This is a genomic window from Streptomyces sp. NPDC051822 (assembly GCF_044452745.1).
Lineage (GTDB): Bacteria > Actinomycetota > Actinomycetes > Streptomycetales > Streptomycetaceae > Streptomyces.
The window spans coordinates 469,244-490,517 of sequence record NZ_JBITBZ010000004.1; the positions used below are offsets into that span (position 1 = coordinate 469,244).

At 71.8% G+C, this 21,274-nt stretch carries 10 protein-coding genes; 3 read left to right on the forward strand and 7 right to left on the reverse strand.

What is annotated here, in order from left to right; translation table 11 throughout:
- Window positions 1–46: 46 nt before the first annotated feature.
- From ACIA8N_RS16905 to ACIA8N_RS16930, 6 genes are all read right to left on the reverse strand, one after another.
- Window positions 47–937 (reverse strand): FadR/GntR family transcriptional regulator, encoded by an 891-nt coding sequence (locus ACIA8N_RS16905; protein WP_365779405.1) that lies wholly within the window; start codon window positions 935–937, stop codon window positions 47–49.
- Window positions 938–1,097: 160 nt separating this feature from the next.
- Entirely contained in the window at window positions 1,098–2,897 is a 1,800-nt protein-coding gene (locus ACIA8N_RS16910; RefSeq protein ID WP_365779403.1) for an ABC transporter ATP-binding protein, read from the reverse strand.
- A 121-nt stretch (window positions 2,898–3,018) separates the two neighbouring features.
- Window positions 3,019–3,903, reverse strand: a complete 885-nt coding sequence (locus ACIA8N_RS16915; protein WP_365779401.1) for an NUDIX domain-containing protein — start codon at window positions 3,901–3,903, stop codon at window positions 3,019–3,021.
- A gap of 109 nt (window positions 3,904–4,012) precedes the next feature.
- Window positions 4,013–6,097, reverse strand: a complete 2,085-nt coding sequence (locus ACIA8N_RS16920) for a glycogen debranching N-terminal domain-containing protein (RefSeq protein WP_365779399.1) — start codon at window positions 6,095–6,097, stop codon at window positions 4,013–4,015.
- A 124-nt stretch (window positions 6,098–6,221) separates the two neighbouring features.
- Window positions 6,222–7,628, reverse strand: coding sequence for a DUF4192 domain-containing protein (locus ACIA8N_RS16925; RefSeq protein ID WP_365779397.1), 1,407 nt, complete (start codon window positions 7,626–7,628; stop codon window positions 6,222–6,224).
- A gap of 196 nt (window positions 7,629–7,824) precedes the next feature.
- Entirely contained in the window at window positions 7,825–8,271 is a 447-nt protein-coding gene (locus ACIA8N_RS16930; protein ID WP_365779395.1) for a hypothetical protein, read from the reverse strand.
- A 1,416-nt stretch (window positions 8,272–9,687) separates the two neighbouring features.
- Here ACIA8N_RS16930 and ACIA8N_RS16935 point away from each other — a divergent pair.
- On the forward strand, window positions 9,688–17,334 hold the full coding sequence (locus ACIA8N_RS16935) for a DNRLRE domain-containing protein (RefSeq protein ID WP_399416594.1): 7,647 nt from the start codon (window positions 9,688–9,690) through the stop codon (window positions 17,332–17,334).
- Between the two features lie 45 nt (window positions 17,335–17,379).
- On the forward strand, window positions 17,380–17,922 hold the full coding sequence (locus ACIA8N_RS16940) for a hypothetical protein (protein ID WP_365779391.1): 543 nt from the start codon (window positions 17,380–17,382) through the stop codon (window positions 17,920–17,922).
- A gap of 124 nt (window positions 17,923–18,046) precedes the next feature.
- Here the strand turns inward: ACIA8N_RS16940 and ACIA8N_RS16945 are convergent, their stop codons facing one another.
- Entirely contained in the window at window positions 18,047–20,206 is a 2,160-nt protein-coding gene (locus ACIA8N_RS16945; RefSeq protein WP_365779389.1) for a RecQ family ATP-dependent DNA helicase, read from the reverse strand.
- Between the two features lie 368 nt (window positions 20,207–20,574).
- Between ACIA8N_RS16945 and ACIA8N_RS16950 the strand changes: the two genes are divergently transcribed.
- Window positions 20,575–21,204, forward strand: coding sequence for a hypothetical protein (locus ACIA8N_RS16950; protein ID WP_365779387.1), 630 nt, complete (start codon window positions 20,575–20,577; stop codon window positions 21,202–21,204).
- Window positions 21,205–21,274 lie beyond the last annotated feature (70 nt).

Here is a 21,274-nt window from a genome sequence, read left to right on the forward strand (position 1 = left end):
CGGCGCGCGATGCCCGCGCCTCCGCGCTGCCGTCCACGCCCGCGGGTCAGTGTTCGCGCGGGGCGGGGACGACGCGCTCCACCTCGGGGTGGACCGTCAGCAGCTGCCGCATGGCGGTCTCGGCGCCGTGCGCGTCCCCCGCGGCGAGCGCGTCCGCGATCCGGGCGTGGTGACCGACGCAGGTCTCGCTCGGCCGGTCACAGTTCGTGACGGGGCCGCCGGACACCTGGAGCGCCGCGCCGACGATGCCGGAGAGGTGCTCCAGCATCCGGTTGCCGGCGAGCTGGATGAGGAGCGAGTGGAACTCGGTGTCGGCGCGGGAGAAGGTGATGCCGTCGCCCTGGGCGAACGCGTGTCCCATGATCTCGACCATGTCCGCGAGACGCTGCTGGACCTCCTCCCGACCGTGCCCCGCGGCGAGGCGGGCGGCCAGGGGCTCGATCGTCCAGCGCAGTTCGTTCAGTTCGCGGCGCTGGTCGTCGCGCTGCGGGCCGAAGGCGCGCCACTCGATGATGTCGGGATCGAGGAGGTTCCAGTCGCTGACGGGCCTGACGCGGGTGCCGACGTTCGGGCGGGCACTGACCAACCCCTTGGCCTCCAGCACGCGCAGCGACTCGCGAACGACGGTGCGCGAGACCTCGAACCGCTGGCCGATCTCCTCGGGGACGAGCGGGCGGTCTGCGCCGAGATCGCCGGAGACGATCATCTGGCCGAGCTGCTGGACGAGCTGCCCGTGCAGACCGCGCCCCCGGTTGCCGGTGCTCCGGCGGCCGACGCGGCCCAGGTCGGTCTCCACACCGTCCCAGGAGGGCGGCGGCCCCACGCGGCCGGCAGGGGGCGCCTCCGCGTAGGGGTAGCGGTCGAGATCGCCCGGGGTGCCGAGGCCGGAGTCGACGGAGCGGGCGGCGGTCATCATGGTGTGCGCAAGGGTACTCACGCATCATTTGTCGGCGTTGCTTCCGTGACCCTTGAGGTCTTTGGTGAAAAGCACACGAAAGGGTGATCGGCACCCCCTACACAATTGACGATTAATCGGACATTCTGGGCGGTTTTCAAGGAAGTTGGCGAGGAAACGGAAGGATCTTGTCCACAAGTGATCACCAACGGGCCTTACGACGAAGGCCGGTGAACACATAGGCGCAGAGCAACCCGGTCAACGTCAGCGAGAGAGCCACTCCCGCGGGCTGCCCGATCACCCGCAGCCCTCCTGTCAGCCAACGGTCCACCGCCGGGGACCACTGCGGGCCGGCGAACTCGCGCAGCCGCGCGGGAAGTCCGGCGGCCGAACGCACCGACGGTCCGGACAGCACCTTCTGCAGCAGCGGGACGAAGGCGACCGGCACCGCGAGGACCGCCGCCACCCCGGCCGCCGCGGCCCGGAAGACCCCGGCGCCGAGCACCCCGGCCCAGGCGCATCCGACGAGCAGGCCGAGCCAACTCCCGCATAGCGAGGGCCAGTTCTTCGGCAGGCTGATCAACTCGCTGCCGTACACGAACCGCAGGGCCTCCAGGTCGATCACGACGACGACCGCGCCGAGCAGCAGGGCGACGGCCGCGGCCACGACCAGCTTCGCGAGAAGCAGGCCGGGCCTGCGCGGCACGGCTCCCCGGCCGGTGGTGAGCGCGGGATAGCGGTACTCCTCACCGAAGGAGAAGGCCCCGAGCAGTCCCGCCCCGAGCGCCGCGGGCGGCAGCGGGGAGAGCGCCGGCCAGCCCGCCAGCACGGCGGGCAGCGCGGCCCGGCCGCCCCGGCCGAGCAGCAGGGCGAGCGTCACGGAACCGAGCAGGACGGCCGCCACGACGAGCGGGGTGGACGGCACCCCCAGGAGCCGATGGATCTCGTACCGCAGCGGCCGCAGGGGCGAGCGGGCCGGCCTCCGGGCACCACCCGTCGGCCCCACCGGGGCCTCACGCGCCCCGTCGGCGGACGGCAGCCCGTCGGCAGACGGCGGCACGCTGCCGGGAGGGGTCGAGTCGGACGGGCACTCCCCGAGTACCCCGTTCTCCGGAGTACGCGGCACGGGCCCGCTGTCCCCGGTCTCCGCCGCGAGCTTGTGGATCGGGACGCCGTGACGGAACGCCGTGTCACCGACGGCGGCGCAGTCGCTCCCGTAGACGGACAGCCGGTTCCCCTCCTCGGCGACCACCTCGACCGGGCGGCGGGCGGCCCTCGCCTCCTGGGTCACGGCCGCGGCGAGCCTCGCGGCCTGGGGCGTGCGGACGGCGACCCGGGGGCGCAGCCGGGTGCGGGCGAACTCGGTGACGTCCTGGTCGGCCACGAGCCGGCCGCCGTCGAGCGTGACGACCCGGTCCGCGTTGCGGGCCGCGTCCTTCGGGTCCTCCGTGGCGTAGAGCACGGTTCCCCCGTCGGCCGCGTGCGCGCGGAGGAGGTCGTACAGCCACGCGCTCCCGGGTACGGAGAGTCCGGCGCCCGGCTCGTCGAGGAGCAGGGTGTGGGGGGAGCCCAACAGGGCGGAGGCGACGCCGAGTCTGCGGTCCGCCCCGATCGGCAGGGTGCCGATGCGCCTACGCTCCAGGCCGGCGAGGCCCACGGCCCTCGTCAGCTCCTCGGCCCGTGAGGCGGGAACCCCGGTGGCGGCGCAGAGCATCCGCAGCTGCCCCCGGAGCGTACGGGAGGGATGTCCGGGGATGTCGCCGAGGAGCACGCCCACCTCGCGGGGAGGGTGGGCGATGCGGTGCAGCGGCCGGCCCCGGAAGTAGGTGATCCCGCGGCCCGGTTCGAGTTCGAGCATGAGCCGGAGTGCGGTGGTCTTGCCGGAGCCTCGGGAGCCGAGGAGCGCGGTCACGGCGCCCGGCGGGGCCTCGAAGGTCAGATCGTCCACGGCGGGCGGGCGATTACGACGGGGAGTGCTGGTCAGTCCGATTGCCTGGAGCATCGCTTCTCTCGCGGTAGGTGACACCGCTCCGCGGCAGGGCGGCGCTATCGCAGCAAGATAACGCTACATTTCGGACTTTCAGCGCAGGGTCGGCGTCCTGGAGGCCGGATGTACCGACCCGTCAGACCTCGGGGCGCAGCATCGGCGGGTTGAGGAGAGTGGCCCCACCTGCCCTGAAGAGCTGGGCCGGGCGGCCGCCCTGACGGGTCGTGGTCCCGCCGGCCGGGACGAGGAAGCCGGGCGTGCCGGTCACCTTCCGGTGGAAGTTGCGCGGGTCCAGGGTCACACCCCAGACGGCCTCGTAGACGCGCCGCAGTTCTCCGACCGTGAACTCCGGCGGGCAGAAGGCCGTGGCGAGCGAGGAGTACTCGATCTTCGAGCGGGCGCGCTCCACCCCGTCGGCGAGGATCCGGGCGTGGTCGAAGGCGAGCGCCCCCGGCCCCCCGTCCTTCTCCTCACCGCCGTCGTCATCGGCTGCTGCGGCGGCCAGGCCGGCTCCGGGCGTCTCCGCGGCCCCGACGGTCGACGCGGTCCCGACGGTCGACGCCGTCCCAGCGGTCGACGCCGCCCCGGCGATCGCGTCCTCCGCGAGCAGTTCCTCCACCGGGGCCCAGCGGGCGCTGTTCGCGTCGCCACCGGCCCTCGGCGCCGGAAGGTCCGGGGCCAGCGCCAGGTGCGCGACGCTGACCACCCGCATGCGCGGGTCCCGGTCGGGAGCACCGTAGGTCGCCAGCTGCTCCAGGTGTGCGCCGTTGCTGGGTACGGGCGACGGGGCGGCCGGATCGTGGGCACAGAGCCCGGTCTCCTCGACCAGCTCGCGCGCCGCCGCGGCACCGAGGTCCTCCTCGGCGCGCACGAAGCCACCGGGCAGCGCCCAGCGCCCCTGGTACGGCGCTTCTCCCCGCCGTACGACCAGGGTGCAGAGTGCGTGTCTGCGCACGGTGAGCACGACCAGATCGACGGTGACGGCGAAGGGCGGGAAGGCCGACGGGTCGTAGGGAGGCATGCCGCGATCATAGTCGTCTTCCTGACGATAAACACGCCCCTCCGGCGCATCCGCGACGACTTCCTCAGCTCGCCACGGCGCTTCCCCCGTGTTCGTGCCCGGCATCGCGTCACACCCCCAGTTGAAGGCCTTCCGCAGCCTCCTCGACCATACCGAGACCGAGCCTGCCGACCCGCACGGCGAACGGCTCGCCCGCGACCACGAGTCCCGAGAACCGGATCGCGCCGAGCGGTGCCGACCGCAGGGGGTGCGCCGACACGGAGCGGCCGGGTGCGTCGGGCCGGACTCCGGCGAGAGCGAGCAGTGCGTGCACGGCTCCGGCGGCGGCGACGGCCGCCGGCCGGCACGCGGCCGGGTGCGGCACCGGGCGTCCGCCGGCCGTGCGCTGTTCCCCCGCGTACATCTCGGGCAGCCGGTGGTGGAAGGCCTCCGCCGCGTCGAGCAGTCCGCGCAGCAGCGCCGAGGCCTCCTTCTCGTGCCCCGCGGCCGAGAGGCCGGCCACCGCGACCGCCGTCTCGTGCACGCGCACCGCGCCCGACCGGTGGCCGAAGGGGTTGTGCCCGGGCTCCTTGGCGCCGAGGCCGCGCAGCCCCCAGCCGGAGTCGAGGGCCGGGGCCCCGAGCAGCCTCGCCACCTGTTCGGTCTCCGCCCTCTCCAGCAGGCCCTGAGCGTGGCGGCCCCCACCCAGCAGCCCGGTGTCGAGCAGGTGCGCGGCCCAGCCGCCGAGGTGGGGCCAGGTCCGTCCGTCCTGTCCGCGAGCGACGGCGGGGCGGCCGCCCGCACGGTCGTCGAGCCAGAACTCCCGCCGGAAGCGCTCGCGCAGGGTCCGTGCGGTGTCCCGCAGCGCGTCTGACCCCGGCCGTCCGCAGGCGTCGAGCAGATCCGCTCCGAGCAGCGCCGCGCGATGCGCGTGTGCCTGTGTCTCGGCCCGCCAGGGTCCGGCGGGCCCCGGGTCCGGCACGAGGCCGTCCCCGTTCGCTGCGGCCGCCCGGCGGAGCCAGCCGAGGCTGCGTTCCGCCACGGGGAGCAGTCCCTCCAGGTCCGCCGCCGGCAGTCCCCAGCGGCGGGCCTCCGCGAGCACGACCGGAAAGGCGAGGGTGGCCTCGATACCGGTGCAGCGGGGCGGGAGGTGCGGGCCCGCGTCCCTGAGGGGCCCGGGGATGCGTCCGGACTCGGGCCCCGGCCCGGAGAGTTGGGTACGGCCGAGGGCGCGCAGGGTGGTGACGGCGAGGCGGGTGCCGAGGGGAAGGACCATGCGGGCCGCCCAGAGTGCCTCGGCGGTGACCGGTCCGCAGCGCCAGGGGACGCCTGCCGCGAGGTGTACGTCGGCGGCGTGCGCCGGGTCTCTTCGGAGCAGGGCCCGGAGGTCCTCGACGGACGTGCGGAGCAGTTCGCCCGGGCGCGGGTCGTCGCCCTCGGCGTGGGCGTCGGCGAGGAGATGGCCACCGGGGCGGCCTGTGCCCGTGCTGGAGACGGCGGTGGGACGGGCGGCCGGGCCGTCGTGGACCCGGAGCCGGACGGTGAAGGTGCCTCCGGGCGGGAGTTCCGCCTCCCAGCGCAGGACTCCGGCCGCAGCGAGGGAGTCCGTGGGCGGCGGGTCGGCCGTGACGGCGACGGACCGCCCGTCGCCGGTCCAGCGCAGGCCGGTGCCGTGGACGCTCGCGGTGAGTTCGGGTCCTGCCCGGCCGGACGCCACCGCGCCCAGGTCCGCGAGATCCGTGCCCAGAGCGATTTCCACGGGGAGCCGGAGGGGGCGGGCGACGGCGCTGCGCAGGGTGATCCGTTCGCTTCCGTCGGCGCTCCGCGTGCGTTCGACGGTGAGGCCGGGATCGGGCCCGGAGTCTCCCGGGACGCGGAGGGCGCCGAGGAACACCGCGCGGTCGGCGGCCGCCATGCGGCCCTGGAGGGGGACGGGCTCGCGCCCCGCCACCCGGAGGACGCAGCGGGACAGGAGGCGCCGCCCCGCCGCGTACACGCCCTCGGGTCCCTCGCCGGTGAGCTGGCCGTGGTCGGCGCAGACGGCGAGTGCGGGCAGGGCCACGCAGAGGAGCGCGCCGTGCACCGAGGGGAGTTCCGCGGGGCGGGCCGCGCGCGGCGGCGCGACGGCGGCGCCGGTGCCCGCCGCCCGCCCGGAGGAGGGACCGAGCGGATGTCCGGTGGGGCGGTCGGGGGCCGGGACGGGGCTGAGGGCCATGGTGGGTACGGGGTGCTCTCTGTGCGAACCGGGTGGCCGGCGATGTGTCGGCGGGACGGCTCCGACGACTCCGACGACTCCGCCAGAGAGCTGAACGCGTTCGCGGGCGGCCGGGTCACGGTCGTCATCGGCCACTCCTGGTGCCGCGCTGTCCACCGGGCCGCGGGGTCTTGCTCCCCGGCTTGGCGGCGGCGGGCCCTCCGGGCCGCACCCCGGCCGTCGGCCGGCTCGCCCCGCCGCGGGTCTGGCGGCCGGGCTTCCGGAGGGTCTGCCGGGTGCTCTGCGGGCGTGCGGTGCGCATGCGGACCCGGCGGGACGCGGAGGTGGCGGCCTGCTCCGAGGCGGTCCGGCCGTCCCGCTCCGTCCTCAGACAGGAGCGGAGCGACTCGGGGTCGAGTCCTTCGTTGCAGGCCTGGTGGAGCAGTCGCGCGAAGACGTACTCGGGGTCGGCGTCGAGGGCGAGACCGAGGGCGACCCGGGCGGTCGGCTCGTCGCCGGTGGACCAGGCCGTCCAGCCCGCGAGGGTGAGGGGTGCGGCGGCGTGCTCCTGGTAGGGGGTGACACAGCGCCGGGCGAGGACGCGCCAGAGCCGAAGGGCCGCGGTGCCCTCCCATCCCTCCATCCACTCGGCGGCGCGGTCCCTGGTGACCCGGTCCTGGAGACCGAGGATCAGCGCGGCCGCCTCGTCGATGCCGACCACGGCGTCGTCGGCCGCGTCGTCGGCGGCCGTCCCCACGGCGGTCCGTCCGGCATCCGGCGGGCCCTGCGGGCTCTTCCGGCTCGGCCGCTCCGGGGCGGCGAACCGGCGGAGCACCTCACGGGCGAGGCCCAGAGTCGTCTCCCGCACCTCCTCCCGCTCCTTGCCTTCGGCGTCTTCGAGGATCCGGGGGACGAGCTGGGCCGCCGTCGCGTCGAGTGCGGCGCGCTGCCGTTCCTCGTCGGGGCCACCGGACGGCTTGAACCTGCCTTCCATGTCCCGCAGTGAGCCCCGCACCCGGACGCCCGCGTACGCCGCGGTCGCCGCCATGACCGACGTACCGCTGAGGGCGAGGGGGGTGCCGTCGGGCGGGCAGCAGCGTGCGTCGGGGCAGCAGTAGGAGAAGTAGAGCCCGTCGGAGATGCACAGGGCCTCGTAGACGGGGATGTCGAGGGCTCCGCAGGCGGTACGAAGCCGCTGGGCGAAGGGCCGCAGCCGCTCCATGACCCTGCGGCCCGTCTCGCCCGCCTCAGGGTCCTGGCAGAGGAAGACGACGATGCCGTCCGGCCGGGTGCCGTTCCTGGCGCCGCCCTCGACGAGGCATTCGGCGAGGTGGTCGGCGGTGGAGGCCCATTCGCCCGGCGACCGGGGAATTCCGAGCCTGACCCGGCCTCCGAAGCGGCCGCGCTCGCCGTGGAGGGCGACCAGGACGACGGAGTCGGTGGGGTGGAAGCCCAGCATGAACGGGAGGGCGTCGGCCAGTTCCGCCGGGCCGCGCAGGGTGATCTGCTGGGTACGGGAGGGTCCGCTGGTTTCGTGGTGATTCGCGTTCATGGTCAGAACGGTCTCGTGATCCGCCCACATGCGAAACCCCTGTGGATAACCCCCGGAACGGGGCATCTCCGGCCCGCCGAGTTGTCCACAGATTCGGCGACTCGCTCGCACACCGGGCCGCCCAGGGCCGTAGAGTACGGCGCTCCGTCAGCGTGTGAGGCTCCGCCTGCGTGCGGCGCTCCGTCCCCGCCCGGGATCAGCGGCCGCGATCGTCAGCCGGCCCAATGGGCTCGCCTCCGCACGTGGTCCGCCCGAAGGCACCGGTGGCGGTGGCCCGTTGGACGTGCTTGCCGCGGACCGCCAGGGTGCAGCTGGCGGTGCCGCCCTTCTCCCCGAGGGTGACGTTGACGATCGGGGAGGCCCCGATCGGGACACTCACCGTCTTGCGCCACGGCAGGCCGACCTGCGTGGCGACGTCCGCCTTGTCGCCGCCGGTCCCCCGGTAGGAGATGTCGGCGGTGCCCTCGCCGAGCACCTCGTAGGTCACGTCGTAGGTCGCCACGGCGGTGGGCGTCGCCGTCGTGCCCTTGCCGGTGTCCTTGTCCCCACCGTCGAGGACTCCGTAGGCCACGAACGCGCCGCACGCGAGCAGCAGAGCCGCGGCGACGGCCACACCGCTGCGGTCGATGCGGCGATCCTTCACGGCCGGGGAATCCTCTGCGGTGTCCGGAATTTCGGTCTCATCCGGTTCCGCCGGCTGTTCGGTCATCGGCATGGCGGCGCTTTCTGTCGCAGGTGAAGGGGCCTGGGTTATACACCATTCGACGAGACCGGCGCCAGGCCACGGAAAAGTCGGACAAGGCGTCCTCAATCATCGTGGAGCTGTCAGCGAAATGCCCTGAATGGCCGACTGGTTGACGGCGCATCAATTCCATGGTGAAGAATCCCTCCGCCACGATCGGAGCACCTCCGGCAAGGCCGCTTCCGCACTCGGAAGTGGCCTGGTTCCGCGCGCCTTGAGGCACTCCGATCGAGGTCAGGTCCACCGCGACCGGCCACGGAGCAGCCCACGCCGGCGCGTCGGCGCACTTTTCCGCACAGCGCGGAAGGTGCCGGAGGAGGGAATGGCGTGAAAGCGAGATACGGGCGGGCAATAGCCTGCCTCGTGGTTTCGGCTGTCGTCGGAACCATGCTTCCACAAGTCGCTTACGCGGCTCCGGTTTCGAACGATAGCAGTGAGGGTATCTTCGATTCCCTTACCGGATGGCTCTCCGATGACGAGGGCCGGTCGGACAGGCCGGAGGAGCCGTCGACCGGCGGGACTCCGATGCTGCCGAGTCGGGAGAAACTGCCGCAAGGAAAGGCGGCCGCGAAACCGAAGCGTGTCGCGGAACTGACGGCCAGTCGTACGCCGAATGCCCGGTACTGGCAGCTGTCCGACGGGCGCGTGCAGGCCGAGGTCTCGACCGTCCCGACGGCGTACCGGTCGGGGACGTCGTGGAAGGACATCGACCCGAGGGTCACACCCGCCGGCTCCGGCGGCTTCGCCTTCACCAACACGACGAACATCAGCCGTAGTTCGTTCGGCTCGGACGCCGCGAGGCTGCTCCGGTTCGAGGCCGGTGGCGGTCACGCGGTGACCCTCGGCCTGGAAGGCGCGGGGAGGCTCGCCCCCGTCGCCAAGGGCGACACGGTCACGTACAAGGACGCCGTGGCCGGCTCGGACCTGACGTACCAAGTGGGTCCGGGGCAGGTCAAGGAGAACATCGTCCTGGACACGCGGCCGTCCGGTCCGGTGTCGTTCACGTTCACGCTCGACGCGGGCGGGCTGACGCCGAAGGCGGGCAGGGACGGCTCGGTCCGGTTCTACGACGAGGGTGCCGATCCGGTCCTCGTCATCCCGGCCGCGTTCATGACGGACGCGAAGAAGGACGCCGGGTCCCCGTACGGCACCGGTTACAGCTCCGCCGTCGAGCAGAAGCTCACCCGGGCGGGCAAGACCTGGAAGCTGACGGTCACGCCGGACGCGAAGTGGCTCGCGGCGCCCGAGCGGCAGTATCCGGTCACGATCGATCCGACGATCGCCATCGCTCCGACGCCGTCGACGGCGCAGGACGTGATGATCTCCTCGGACGGTCCGACGGCGAACTACAAGGACAACTGGCGGCTGTCGGTCGGCAACACGAGCACCGGCGCCTCTCGTGCCCTGCTGCGGTTCCCCGTCGGCAGCATTCCGGCCGGCACCAAGCTCGACTCGGCCGATCTGAAGCTGTACTACGACCAGACGCACACCACCGGCGACACCGAGGTGCAGCTGGAGGCGCACCGCGCCACCCAGGCGTGGACCGAGGAGACGGCCACCTGGAACAGCGCGAACACGTTCACCGGTGAGCTGTCGGGCACGGCGGTCGTCGTGGACGACGGCGACGCGGGACGGACGGCCGCTGTCGGCGCCTGGCCCGCGTCGGGGAACACGGCGTTCACGCAGTACGCGGTGAACCAGGACTACCTGTACAACAAGGACTCGGTGGCGGGTGACACGTACACCTGGCAGCCGAATCTTCCCGAGGACGGTACGTACCAGGTCGAGGCGCACTACGTGCCGGCCTCGGACCGCGCCACCAGTGCGCCGTACACCGTCACGTACGACGGCGGATCGAAGGCGTACACGGTCAACCAGCAGGCCGGCACGGCCGGGGTCTGGAAGACGCTGGGCTCCCACCCGTTCAAGGCCGGCACCCTGGGCAAGATCGCCCTCGGGGACGGTCCGGCCTCGACCAGCACCTCGGTGATCGCGGACGCGGTCCGGTTCACCAAGGGCGGTGTGGTCACCAAGCAGCCCGGCGAGCTGAACACCTGGCACAGCTTCCCTGTCACGAAGACGGTCCAGCAGTGGATCGACGGCACACACGCCAACAACGGCTTCGTCATCAAAGCCGGTGACGAGTCGGCCAACGGCCCCAAGGGCGGACCGCGCTACGAGGGCAGCGAGTACGCGTACAACGGCGAGACCGTCAACTACCCTCGGCTCGTCCTCACCTTCGGCCGTCAGGGCGTCGAGCTCGGGGCACCGACCACGATCCACGCCACCGGCGCGGAGCTCAACTGGTCCGCGTACCAGGACAAGGACCCGATCGGGACCGGCGACGACCTCGTCGAGTACCAGGTCCACCGCTCGATCAGCCAGACCTTCACCCCCTCGGCCGCCACGCTGGTGGCGCCGGTCGCGTCCACGGTGACCTCGTTCACGGACACGACGGCCGTACCGACGAGGGCGGACGACCCGGACCCGCTCGGCCGCGCCTACTACTACATGGTCGCGGTCAAGACGAAGGACGGCCAGGTCGTCGCCGCCCCCACCCAGCTCGTACGCCTGCCCAAGGCCGGCCGTACGACGAAGCTGTTCAACGCGACGCAGGACACCACCCTGTCGTCCGTCCGCACCACCTCCACGCACGACACGATCGACGAGATCGGCCCGAAGAACTGGCTCAGCGTCGGCAACAACTCCGCCACCTACGGCGACACCCGCGCGCTGCTGAAGTTCCCCGCCCTCGGCATCCCCGCCACGGCCCGGGTCCTGGACGCGAACGTGCGCCTGTGGTCGACGCAGACCGCGACGGACAACGCCGGCGCGCGCTACGAAATCCGGCCGCTGTCTCGTGACTTCGACGAGTCCACCGCCACCTGGGCCAAGGCGAACGCGACCACGGACTGGACGTCGGCGGGCGGCGACTTCGGCGCGGTCGCGGGTGACACCGCGGGCATGACGAACGACCCCGAGCGTCACGACTGGAACGTCACGTCCCTCGCGCAGTCCTGGGTGAGCGCCCCCGCCTCCCAGCAGGGCGTGCTCCTCAAGATGGCCGACGAGGCCGCCTCCCAGGAACGCACCCTGTTCCTGTCCTCCGAGGCCACCGAGCAGCGCCTCCGCCCCCGGATCGTGGTCACCTACATCGACTCCACCACCGAGTCGACGTACTACGCGCCGCAGACCCCGGCGCGGATCACCCCGAACAGCGACCACACCGTCGAGTTCACCCTCACCAACACCACCACGTCCGTCTGGAAGGCGGGCACCCACGCCCTGAGCTACCGGTGGGCGCTGCCGGACGGCACGGACGTCACGACCGGCGGCAACCAGCTCCAGACCGCCCTGGCCGCCGATCTGCTGCCCGGCGACTCGGTCACCGTCCAGGCGGCGCTGCGCGCCCCCATCAACTCCGGCTCCGGCAACAAGCGCACCGAGTACGTCCTGACCTGGGACGTCAGGGACACGGCCGCGGGCACCTGGCTGTCCGGCACGGGCGGCATCCCCGGGCTCCGGCAGAACGTCACCGTCGAGGACCCCACCTCGGACCAGCTCGGCCTGGAGAAGTACTACTCGTACAACGGCAAGAACACCGGCGCGGGTTCCTCGCTGATGAACAACACGGCGGCGGGCAACAGCGTCTGGCAGTACAACGCGCTCAGCAACCCGGGCCGGGGGCTGAACACCTTCGTCCGGTTCGCCTACAACACCCAGGACACCTCGGACACCGTCGCAGGTCACGGCTGGTCCGCGCAGGCCGCGGGGCCGATCCGGCTCGGCGCCCCGCTGGACTTCCACCCGAACCCGAACCCGCGTGAGATCCGGCTGCCCGACGGGGACGGCACCACCCACGTCTTCCGGCTGCAGGACGACGGCACGTGGAAGGCGCCGGCCGGCGTCCACTTCAGGCTGACGGCCAAGCCCGGCCTCGACTGCACCCCGCTGAAGGACCCGGTACCGGACGCCTGGACGCTGACCCGCCCGGACGGCACCAGGTTCGTGTTCGGCTGCGACGGCTACCAGACGTCCGTCGTCGACAAGAACGGCAACACCCAGACGTTCACCTACGAGGAACGCAAGTCCAACAACAAGCCGACGAAGTTCCTCTCGTACATCACCGACCCCACCGGGCGGCAGACGCTCACCGCCACGTACTACACCAAGGCGGACACCAGCAGCCCGAAGATCGTCGACCACCTCAAGTCGATGACCGACATCTCGGGCCGCAAGCTGACCTTCGAGTACTCCGACAAGGGGCTGCTCACCAGACTGACCGACGGCGCGGGCTCGTCCCAGCCGAAGGTCTTCGGCTTCACGTACGACGCCGAGCAGGGCAACAAGAACGTCAAGCTGGTCGCGATCACCGACCCGCGCGGCAACACCACCCGTCTCGACTACTACTACCCGAGCGAGGGCGACGACCCGAAGTACCACTGGTGGACCCAGACGATCACCGACCGCATCGGTGGCACGACCGGTTTCGCCTACGCCCCCGACACGGGTGACACGCGCTTCACGTCCACGGTGGTCACGGACGCCGAGGGCCACGGCACCACGTACGTCACCGACGACTTCGGGCGTCCCGTGCGGTCCGTCAACGCCAAGTCGCAGCAGACCGAGCTGGCGTGGGACGCGGACAACAACGTCACCTACATGGAGGAGAACAACGGCGCCGTCACCGCGTACTGCTACGACGCACTGACCGGCTACCCGCTGTGGAAGCGCACCGCCGAGCGCAACACCGGCGGAGTCCCGCCGCAGAGCGACTGCGCCCCCGGCAGGTACCCGGTCGACTCCCAGAAGTTCGAGTACGTCAAGCGGCTGGACGGCTACTCCTCCGACCTGTACCGCAAGACGTCGCCGGAGGGCCGCACCTGGCAGTTCGGGCATGACTCCTTCGGCAACCTCAAGACGGTCACCGACCCGAAGGGCGTCTCGACGCCCACCGAGGGCGACTACACGACCCGGTACGAGTACGACGCGCACGGTCAGCTGACCAGGGCCACCGACGCCAACGGCCGCTCCACGGTGAACAGCGAGTTCGCCCCGACCGGTTCCCCGGCGAGGATCACGGACGCGCTGAACAACAGCTCGACGTACGAGTACGACGTGCGCGGCAAGGTCACGAAGGCCACCGACCCGCTGGGCCACCGGACCACGCAGACGTACGACACGTACGGCCGGCCGCAGGTCAGGACGGTGCCGAGGGACCAGGCCGCGAACGACCTCATCACCGTTCCGGCACCGGACTACGACGCCAACGACAACGTCACCAGGGCGGTCGCGCCGACCGGGGCGGTCTCCACGGCGGTCTACGACCCGGCCGACCAGATCACCGAGGCCACCTCGCCGCAGGACTCGCCGACCGCGCCCCTGCGCCGGACCACCTACACCTACGACAAGACCGGCCACCTGCGGACGACGACCGAGCCGAAGGGCGTGGCCACGCCCGACGTCCCGGACGACTACACCACCACCCAGAACTACGACGAGATCTACCAGCTCGCCTCGGTGGTCAACGCCGCCGGCGAGAAGGTCTCGTACACGTACGACTCGGTGGGCAACAGCGTCAAGGTCGTCGACCCGAAGAAGAACCGGACGGCGGACCCCGACGACTTCTCGTCGAAGATGACCTACGACCTGGAGCACCGGGTCACCTCGGTCACCGACCCGCTGGGCAACACGACCCACCGTGCGTACGACAAGGACGCGCTGGTCGTCGTCGACACCGACCCCCACGGCAACAAGACCCTGTCGAGCTACGACGAGCGGGGCCGCAAGACCGAGGTCAAGGTCCCGCACTCCGGCTCCGGCGGCGACATCACGTACCGGACGACCCGGTACGAGTACGACCAGGTCGGCAACGCCACCCGGGTGATCACCCCGCGCGGCACGGAGACCGCGACCGCCGACGACTTCACCAAGCGCACCGAGTACGACGAGCTGAACCGGCCGGTCAAGCAGTACCTGCCGTACAGCCCGACGGACGCCCGCTACAACGACCCGAACGTCTACACGCAGACGTTCTACGACGCGGCCGGCCGCGTCTCCCGGACCTCGCTGCCGCCCTCGGAGGGCCAGACGGTCCGCAACGACACCGAGTTCACCTACTACGACAACGGATGGACCAAGAGCTCCACCGACCCGTGGGACATCCGGACCCGCTACGAGTACAACGACCTGGGGCTGCAGACCTCCAGGACGCTGAGCTCCGCGGGTGAGTCCGTCAGCCGGACGATGGGCTGGAGCTACTACCCGAACGGCAAGCTGAAGGAGAAGACCGACGACGGCGTGCCCGTCGGCACCGCGGTGCCGCTCGTCGACAACTCCGACGTCCAGCACACCGGCTCGACGGGGACCTGGACCACGGCCAGCCTCACCGGTCAGCAGGGCTTCGACCACCGCGTGCACGCCGCCGGCAGCGGGACGGACGCGTACTCCTGGACGCTGAACATCCCCAAGAACGGCAAGTACACCGCGTATGTGAAGTTCCCGCAGGTCGCGGGCGCCAGCAAGACCGCCAGGTACAAGGTCACCCACACCGGCGGAAGCGCCGAGAAGACCGTCGACCAGTCCACCGCGGCGGGCACCTGGGTCGGCCTCGGCACGTTCGACTTCACCCAGGGCAACACGGCGAAGCTGGAGCTGTTCCAGGCCGCCGACGGCAAGGTCGTGGCCGACGGCGTCAAGCTGGTGCGCGACCTGAGCGGCGACATCGACGCGGAGAAGCACCACTTCCGCTACGCGTACGACCTCAACGACAACCTCTCGCTGATCGACGACCTGTCGTCCGGCGCCGAGGTCGACACGTACACGATCTCGTACAACGGCCTGAACCGGGTGTCCCAGGTCACCGAGACCCTGGCCGGCCAGACGAAGACGAGCACGGCCTACACCTACGACCCCAACGACCAGCCCGAGACGATCACCCACCCCGACCAGTTCTCCAAGTACACCTACGACCTGAGGGAGAAGGTCAAGTCGGTCTCGGTGGGCAAGTCGCCCACGGACACCGATCCCAAGGTCACCGCCTACACCTACACCGACCGCGGTGAGGTTCTGCGGGAGACGAAGGACAACGGCAACACCGTCGACCACACCTACTTCCTCGACGGCACGGTGAACACCAGCGCCGAGAAGAAGGCCGACGGCACACTGGTCGCCTCGCACACCTACGCCTACGACGCCAACGGCAACAAGGCGAAGGACACGGCGAAGAAGATGAACGCCGACAACCACTCGGCGTACCTGGAGTCCACCACCGAGTACACCTACGACCCGGTCGACCGGATCGCCAAGTCGGTGAAGACCGGCAACGGCGCCGCCACGGAGACGTACGTCCACGACGACAACGCCAACGTCGTCCAGCAGTCCGTCGGCGGCACCGCCACGGACTTCCGCTACGACCGCAACCGGCTGCAGACGTCGACCACCGCCGGGTCCGTCACCTCCTTCGCCTACGACCCGCTGGGCCGTCAGGAGTCGACGTCCCGGGACGGGCAGGTCGTCTCGCGCAACGTCTACGACGGCTTCGACCACGTCGTCGAGTCCCAGCAGCGGGACGCGTCCGGCGCGATGAAGTCCACGACGTACGCCTTCGACCCGCTCGACCGTACGTCGTCCAAGACGGCCGACGGCAAGACCACCGACTACCGCTACCTCGGCCTCTCCAAGGAGGTGCTGACCGAGGAGGTGGCCGGCCGGCTCACCAAGTCCTACCAGTACAGCCCGTGGGGCCAGCGCCTGTCGCAGGTCAAGCACAACGAGAACGGGACGACCGAGGACGCGTACTACGGCTACAACAGCCACACCGACGTCGAGACCCTGACCGACGGCAGCGGCAACACCAAGGCCACCTACGGCTACACGGCGTACGGCAACGCGGACACCTCGGAGTTCACCGGCATCGACAAGCCGGACGCCGCCGATCCGACCAAGGAGGAGTACAACTCCTACCGCTACAACGCCAAGCGCTGGGACGCCGGTTCCGGCACGTACGACATGGGCTTCCGCGACTACGACCCGGGGCTGAACCGCTTCACCAGCCGCGACATGTACAACGGGGCCCTGGCCGACATGGGTCTGGGCAGCGACCCCTTCACCGGCAACCGCTACGCCTTCACCGGCGGCAACCCGATCAGCAACGTCGAGATCGACGGCCACTGGTTCGCGCTCGCGATCCCCGTGGTCGCCGTGGCCTTCGTCGCCGCCGTCGTGGTCACGGTCGCCATCATCGCCGTCGCCGCCGCCGTCGAGTACGTCGTCAACGAGGTACGGGACCGCATCGACGAGGCTTCCCGGGACGACGCCGACGACAGCCCCGCACCCGCACCCTCCCCGCGGCCCGTCCCGCGCCCCCAGCCGGATCCCGACAGCGACGACGACCGGTCCGGCTGCGGCGACGGCTGGATCAAGTACGGCGACCGGGACGCGTCCAACGGCAACCGGGCCACGGCCGCGGAGGCCTGCCTGACGAAGGAGTACCTGAGCAAGAACAAGGGCACCGCCGTGGGTTCGAACCCGCCGGGATACGAGTGGGCGCAGAACTTCGCCGACAGCAAGGGGCTGGACAAGCAGAAGAACGTCAACGCCTGTCACCTCATCGGCAACAAGCTGGCGGGCAAGGGCGTCCTGGCGAACCTCTCCCCGTGCGCCCGCGGCGCCAACGCCAAGCAGATCGGCTCCACGCAGGGCGACGAGCACATGCGGGCTTACGAGAGCATGGTCTACACGGCCGTGATGGCCGGCCAGGACGTCATGTACACCGTGTCGCCGCGCTACGAGGGCAGCAGGACGGTGCCGACCGGGTACGACATGTCGGCGTACGGCATCAACCCCGACGGCTCGGTCGGGATCGACTTCGACGTGTTCATACCGAACGAACTGAGCACCGGGGACAATCTCGGCACACAGAGCAGCGGCGGTGTGCCGGCGCCCACGGGGAGCACCCCATGACGCGGGCCGACGGACACCCCCGAACGGAGACGGAGCGAGATACCGATGAGTGAGCCGACCGGCCTGGACGACCTGCGACGGCTCATGCCGCCGCCGAAGGACGGGGGCGCGACGGTCGACTGGACCGCCCTCGCCGCGACGTGGGGCAAGCCGTTCCCGCCCGACTACCGGCGCTACATGGAGGTCTACGGCGCCGGCGCGCTGCAGAACTACCTGTCGATCGGCAGTCCGGAGCCCAAGGTGCCGCTGGATCAGGCACCGCGGGACGGCATGGTGATCGAGACGGCGAACGCCGAGGCCGACTGGGAGACGGAGGAGAAGACACCCGAACTGGAGGGCACTTCTCCGGTCCTGATCACCTGGGGCGTCGACGCCACCGCCGACATGCTGTGCTGGGACGCGTCGAACGACGATCCCGCCACGTGGCCGGTCGTCGTCTACCAGCGCAACGGCTCCCTGTGGAGCCGCTACGACTGCGGGATGGTGGAGTTCCTCGTCCGGAACTTCCGCGCCGAATGGCCGGAGAACCCGCTGGGCGGCGAGTTCCTCTGGGACGTGAGCGAGGTGACGTTCCAGGCCCGGGGCTGACGTCCCGGCAGTCCGCGGCGCGCCCGGCCGGGTCTTCCCGGCCGGGCGTGCCGCATGCGCGGCCGCGCTTCCGGCGGTCCGGCGGCGCCCGGCGGACCCGATCGCGCGGGCCCGCCCCGGACGCTCAGCCCGCCGCCGCGAGGACCAGCGGAAGAACCGGGCCGCTGCCTGCCCTGCGGAGCAGACGGGCAGCGACCGCGAGGGTCCAGCCGGAGTCGGTGCAGTCGTCCACGAGCAGCACGGGGCCTGAGGACTCGGCCAGGGCGGCGGCCAGCTCCTCCGAGACGGCGAAGGCACCGGACAGTGCTCTGAGGCGTTGTGCGGAGTTGCTGCGGCGTGCCGCGTGGGCCCCGTCCGGCCCGGTGTAGGTCAGAGTGCCCAGGTACGGGAGACGCCCGATGCTCGCGATCCCCTGGGCGAGGGAGCCGACCAGCTGCGGTCGGGACAGGGACGGTACGGCGACGATCCCGACCGGGCGGGCGGAGGCGTCAGCGGTGTCCCGCGCCCAGCCGCCCGGTGAGCGGGCCCAGTCCGCGAGGACGGCCACCGCCGCCTTCAGCACGTCGTCGGGGACCGGTCCGTCGGGAGCGGTGTCCGCGAGGAGGGGGCGCAGCCGGTTGCCCCAGCCGATGTCCGAGAGCCGCCCCAGGGCACGCCCGGTGGAGCACTGCTCGCCGGCCGGGATACGCCCCTTGAGGTCGATGCCCAGGGCGGGCATCCCCGTCGGCCACATGCGGCGCGGCTCGACCTCCACGCCGGGGCGGTCCAGTTCCTTCGCCGCCCCCGTCAGCGTCTCGGCCGACACGGACGTGTCGGCCCAGGCGCCCGCGCAGTTGTCGCAGCGACCGCATGGGGTCGCGCCCTCGTCGTCCAGCTGCTGCCGCAGGAACTCCATCCGGCACCGGGTCGTGCTCACGTAGTCGCGCATGGCCTGCTGCTCGGCGGCCCGCTGGCGGGCCACCCAGGCGTAGCGCTCGGAGTCGTACGCCCACGGCGCGCCGGTCGACGTCCAGCCGCCCTTGACCCGCTTCACCGCCCCGTCCACGTCGAGGACCTTGAGCATGGTCTCCAGCCGGGTGCGGCGGAGGTCCACCGCGGCCTCCAGGGCGGGCACGGACAGCGGCCGCCCCGCGTCGGCGAGGGCGGTGAGGGTCTGGCGGACCTGTGCCTCGGGCGGGAAGGCGGTGTCGGCGAAGTACCGCCAGATGGCCTCGTCCTCCTGCCCGGGCAGCAGCAGGACGTCGGCGTGCTCGACGCCGCGCCCGGCGCGCCCCACCTGCTGGTAGTACGCGATCGGCGAGGACGGGGAGCCGAGATGGATCACGAAGCCGAGGTCCGGCTTGTCGAATCCCATGCCCAGCGCGGAGGTCGCGACCAGCGCCTTGACCCGGTTCTGCTGGAGGTCGATCTCGGCCTGCAGCCGGTCGGCGTTCTCCGTACGGCCCGTGTACGAGGCCACGTTGAAGCCGCGCTGCCGCAGGAAGGCGGTGGCCTCCTCGGCCGCGGCGACGGTCAGGGCGTAGATGATCCCGGAGCCCTGCAGCTCGTCGAGGTGCTCGGCGAGCCAGGCCAGGCGGTGCGCCGCGTCCGGCAGCCGGACCACGCCCAGCCGGAGGCTCTCCCGCTCCAGGGAGCCGCGCAGCACCAGGGCCTCCCCCGCGCCGGTGCCGAGCTGCTCGGCCACGTCCGCCGTGACGCGCGCGTTGGCGGTCGCGGTGGTGGCGAGGACCGGCACGCCGGGTGCGAGCTCGGCGAGCATGGCCCGCAGGCGGCGGTAGTCGGGACGGAAGTCGTGTCCCCAGTCGGAGATGCAGTGCGCCTCGTCCACGACGAGGAGACCGGTCGTGACCGCGAGCTTGGGAAGCACCTGCTCACGGAAGTCCACCGAGTTGAGGCGCTCAGGACTGACGAGGAGGACGTCGGTCTCGCCGCGCTCGACCTCCTCGTAGATCGTGTCCCACTCCTCGGGGTTGGCCGAGTTGATGGTGCGTGCCCGGATGCCGGCCCGCTCCGCCGCCTCGACCTGGTTGCGCATCAGCGCGAGGAGCGGCGAGATGATCACCGTCGGCCCGGAGCCACGACGGCGCAGCAGGGCGGTGGCGACGAAGTAGACCGCCGACTTGCCCCAGCCGGTACGCTGCACCACCAGCGCACGGCGTCGCTCCTCCACCAGGGCGGCCACGGCCTGCCACTGGTCCTCCCGCAGCCGCGCCGAGCCCGCCGGGGCGCCGACGAGTTCAGCGAGGATGGCATCGGCTTCCGCACGGAGCTCCAGGTTGTCCATACCCCCATGCAACCCGATGGGACTGACAATCGGCGAATCCACCCGTCGTGCCGCCGTCCCCGCGGTGGGCGGTCGCCGCGCGCCGCCCCGGTGGCGGAGCGGAAGGGACGTTTCCGCTGGTGCTCCCCGTCCGGAGGTGAAACAGGAGGGGAAACGGGGAGTGAACAATGGGCAACTGGGCAGGGATATGAGTGGCATACCAACGCATTCCCGTCAGCGGACCCAATTGCTCGTTGCCGCCCGCGCACAGGCCCGCAAGAATTGGGAAACCGCCCCGCACGGCCCGTCAGCGGCCCTGAAGGACTGTGCCGTGGTGCGCCCTCGCCCGACCTTGCCCGCCTCGCGGGCGCGTATCCGAAGGGAGGACCGTGACCCTCGGATTCGCTCCGTCCACAGCCGCCTCGCTCAGATCGTCGTCCGAGTCCGCCAGCCGCCTCGCTCGGGTACTCGAACCGGCCGAGTGGTCCGCGGCGGGGGTCCCGCTGCTGCGCAATCCGCGTGAGGTCGTCAGCGGACTGCACTCGCGCCACACGCCCACGCCCTCGACGGCGGTTCTGGCGGTCCTGGACCACGAGGACCGCCTCGCCGCCAGCGCCTCGTTCGTGCGGCGGCCCGTCCCGGCGGACGGCTGGGAGTTCCGCAACGCGCTGCTCGCGCATCTGCGGCGGGTCATTCCGCACGACCTCCGCAGGCGTACGCCGGTGCGGACCGCTGTCCTGCTGTACTGCCGTGAGGGCGACGAGCGCTGGACGGAGGAGGACGGTGCGTGGATGTGGGGGCTGCGGGACGCCTGCACCCTGCACGGTCTTCGCTGCGGCGCGTACATCACGCTGACCCGTGGGGGCTGGCAGGTGCTCGGCGAGGGCCGGGGCGGGCGGCGCCCCAGCTCCGACTCGCTCCCGCTGCCGCTCGGCGACGGACCGGCCGAGCTCGGCCGGCTCACGCCGAGACCCGCGAGCGGCTCGGCGGAACCGCTGCGCCGGGCCGCCGCGCGCTGATCGCGCGGGCGACGCCGGCCTCCGCCGAGCCGGGTCCGGTCCGGCGGAGGGACGGCAGGTGGGCGCGGCC

What these genes read in the sequence shown, in the direction of transcription:
- ACIA8N_RS16910 (WP_365779403.1), bottom strand. Translation starts at nt 2,897, where the DNA reads ATGCTCCAGGCAATCGGACTGACCAGCACTCCCCGTCGTAATCGCCCG.
- ACIA8N_RS16915 (WP_365779401.1), bottom strand. Translation starts at nt 3,903, where the DNA reads ATGCCTCCCTACGACCCGTCGGCCTTCCCGCCCTTCGCCGTCACCGTC.
- ACIA8N_RS16920 (WP_365779399.1), bottom strand. Translation starts at nt 6,097, where the DNA reads ATGGCCCTCAGCCCCGTCCCGGCCCCCGACCGCCCCACCGGACATCCG.
- ACIA8N_RS16925 (WP_365779397.1), bottom strand. Translation starts at nt 7,628, where the DNA reads ATGAACGCGAATCACCACGAAACCAGCGGACCCTCCCGTACCCAGCAG.
- ACIA8N_RS16935 (WP_399416594.1), top strand. Translation starts at nt 9,688, where the DNA reads ATGATCTCCTCGGACGGTCCGACGGCGAACTACAAGGACAACTGGCGG.
- ACIA8N_RS16940 (WP_365779391.1), top strand. Translation starts at nt 17,380, where the DNA reads ATGAGTGAGCCGACCGGCCTGGACGACCTGCGACGGCTCATGCCGCCG.
- ACIA8N_RS16945 (WP_365779389.1), bottom strand. Translation starts at nt 20,206, where the DNA reads ATGGACAACCTGGAGCTCCGTGCGGAAGCCGATGCCATCCTCGCTGAA.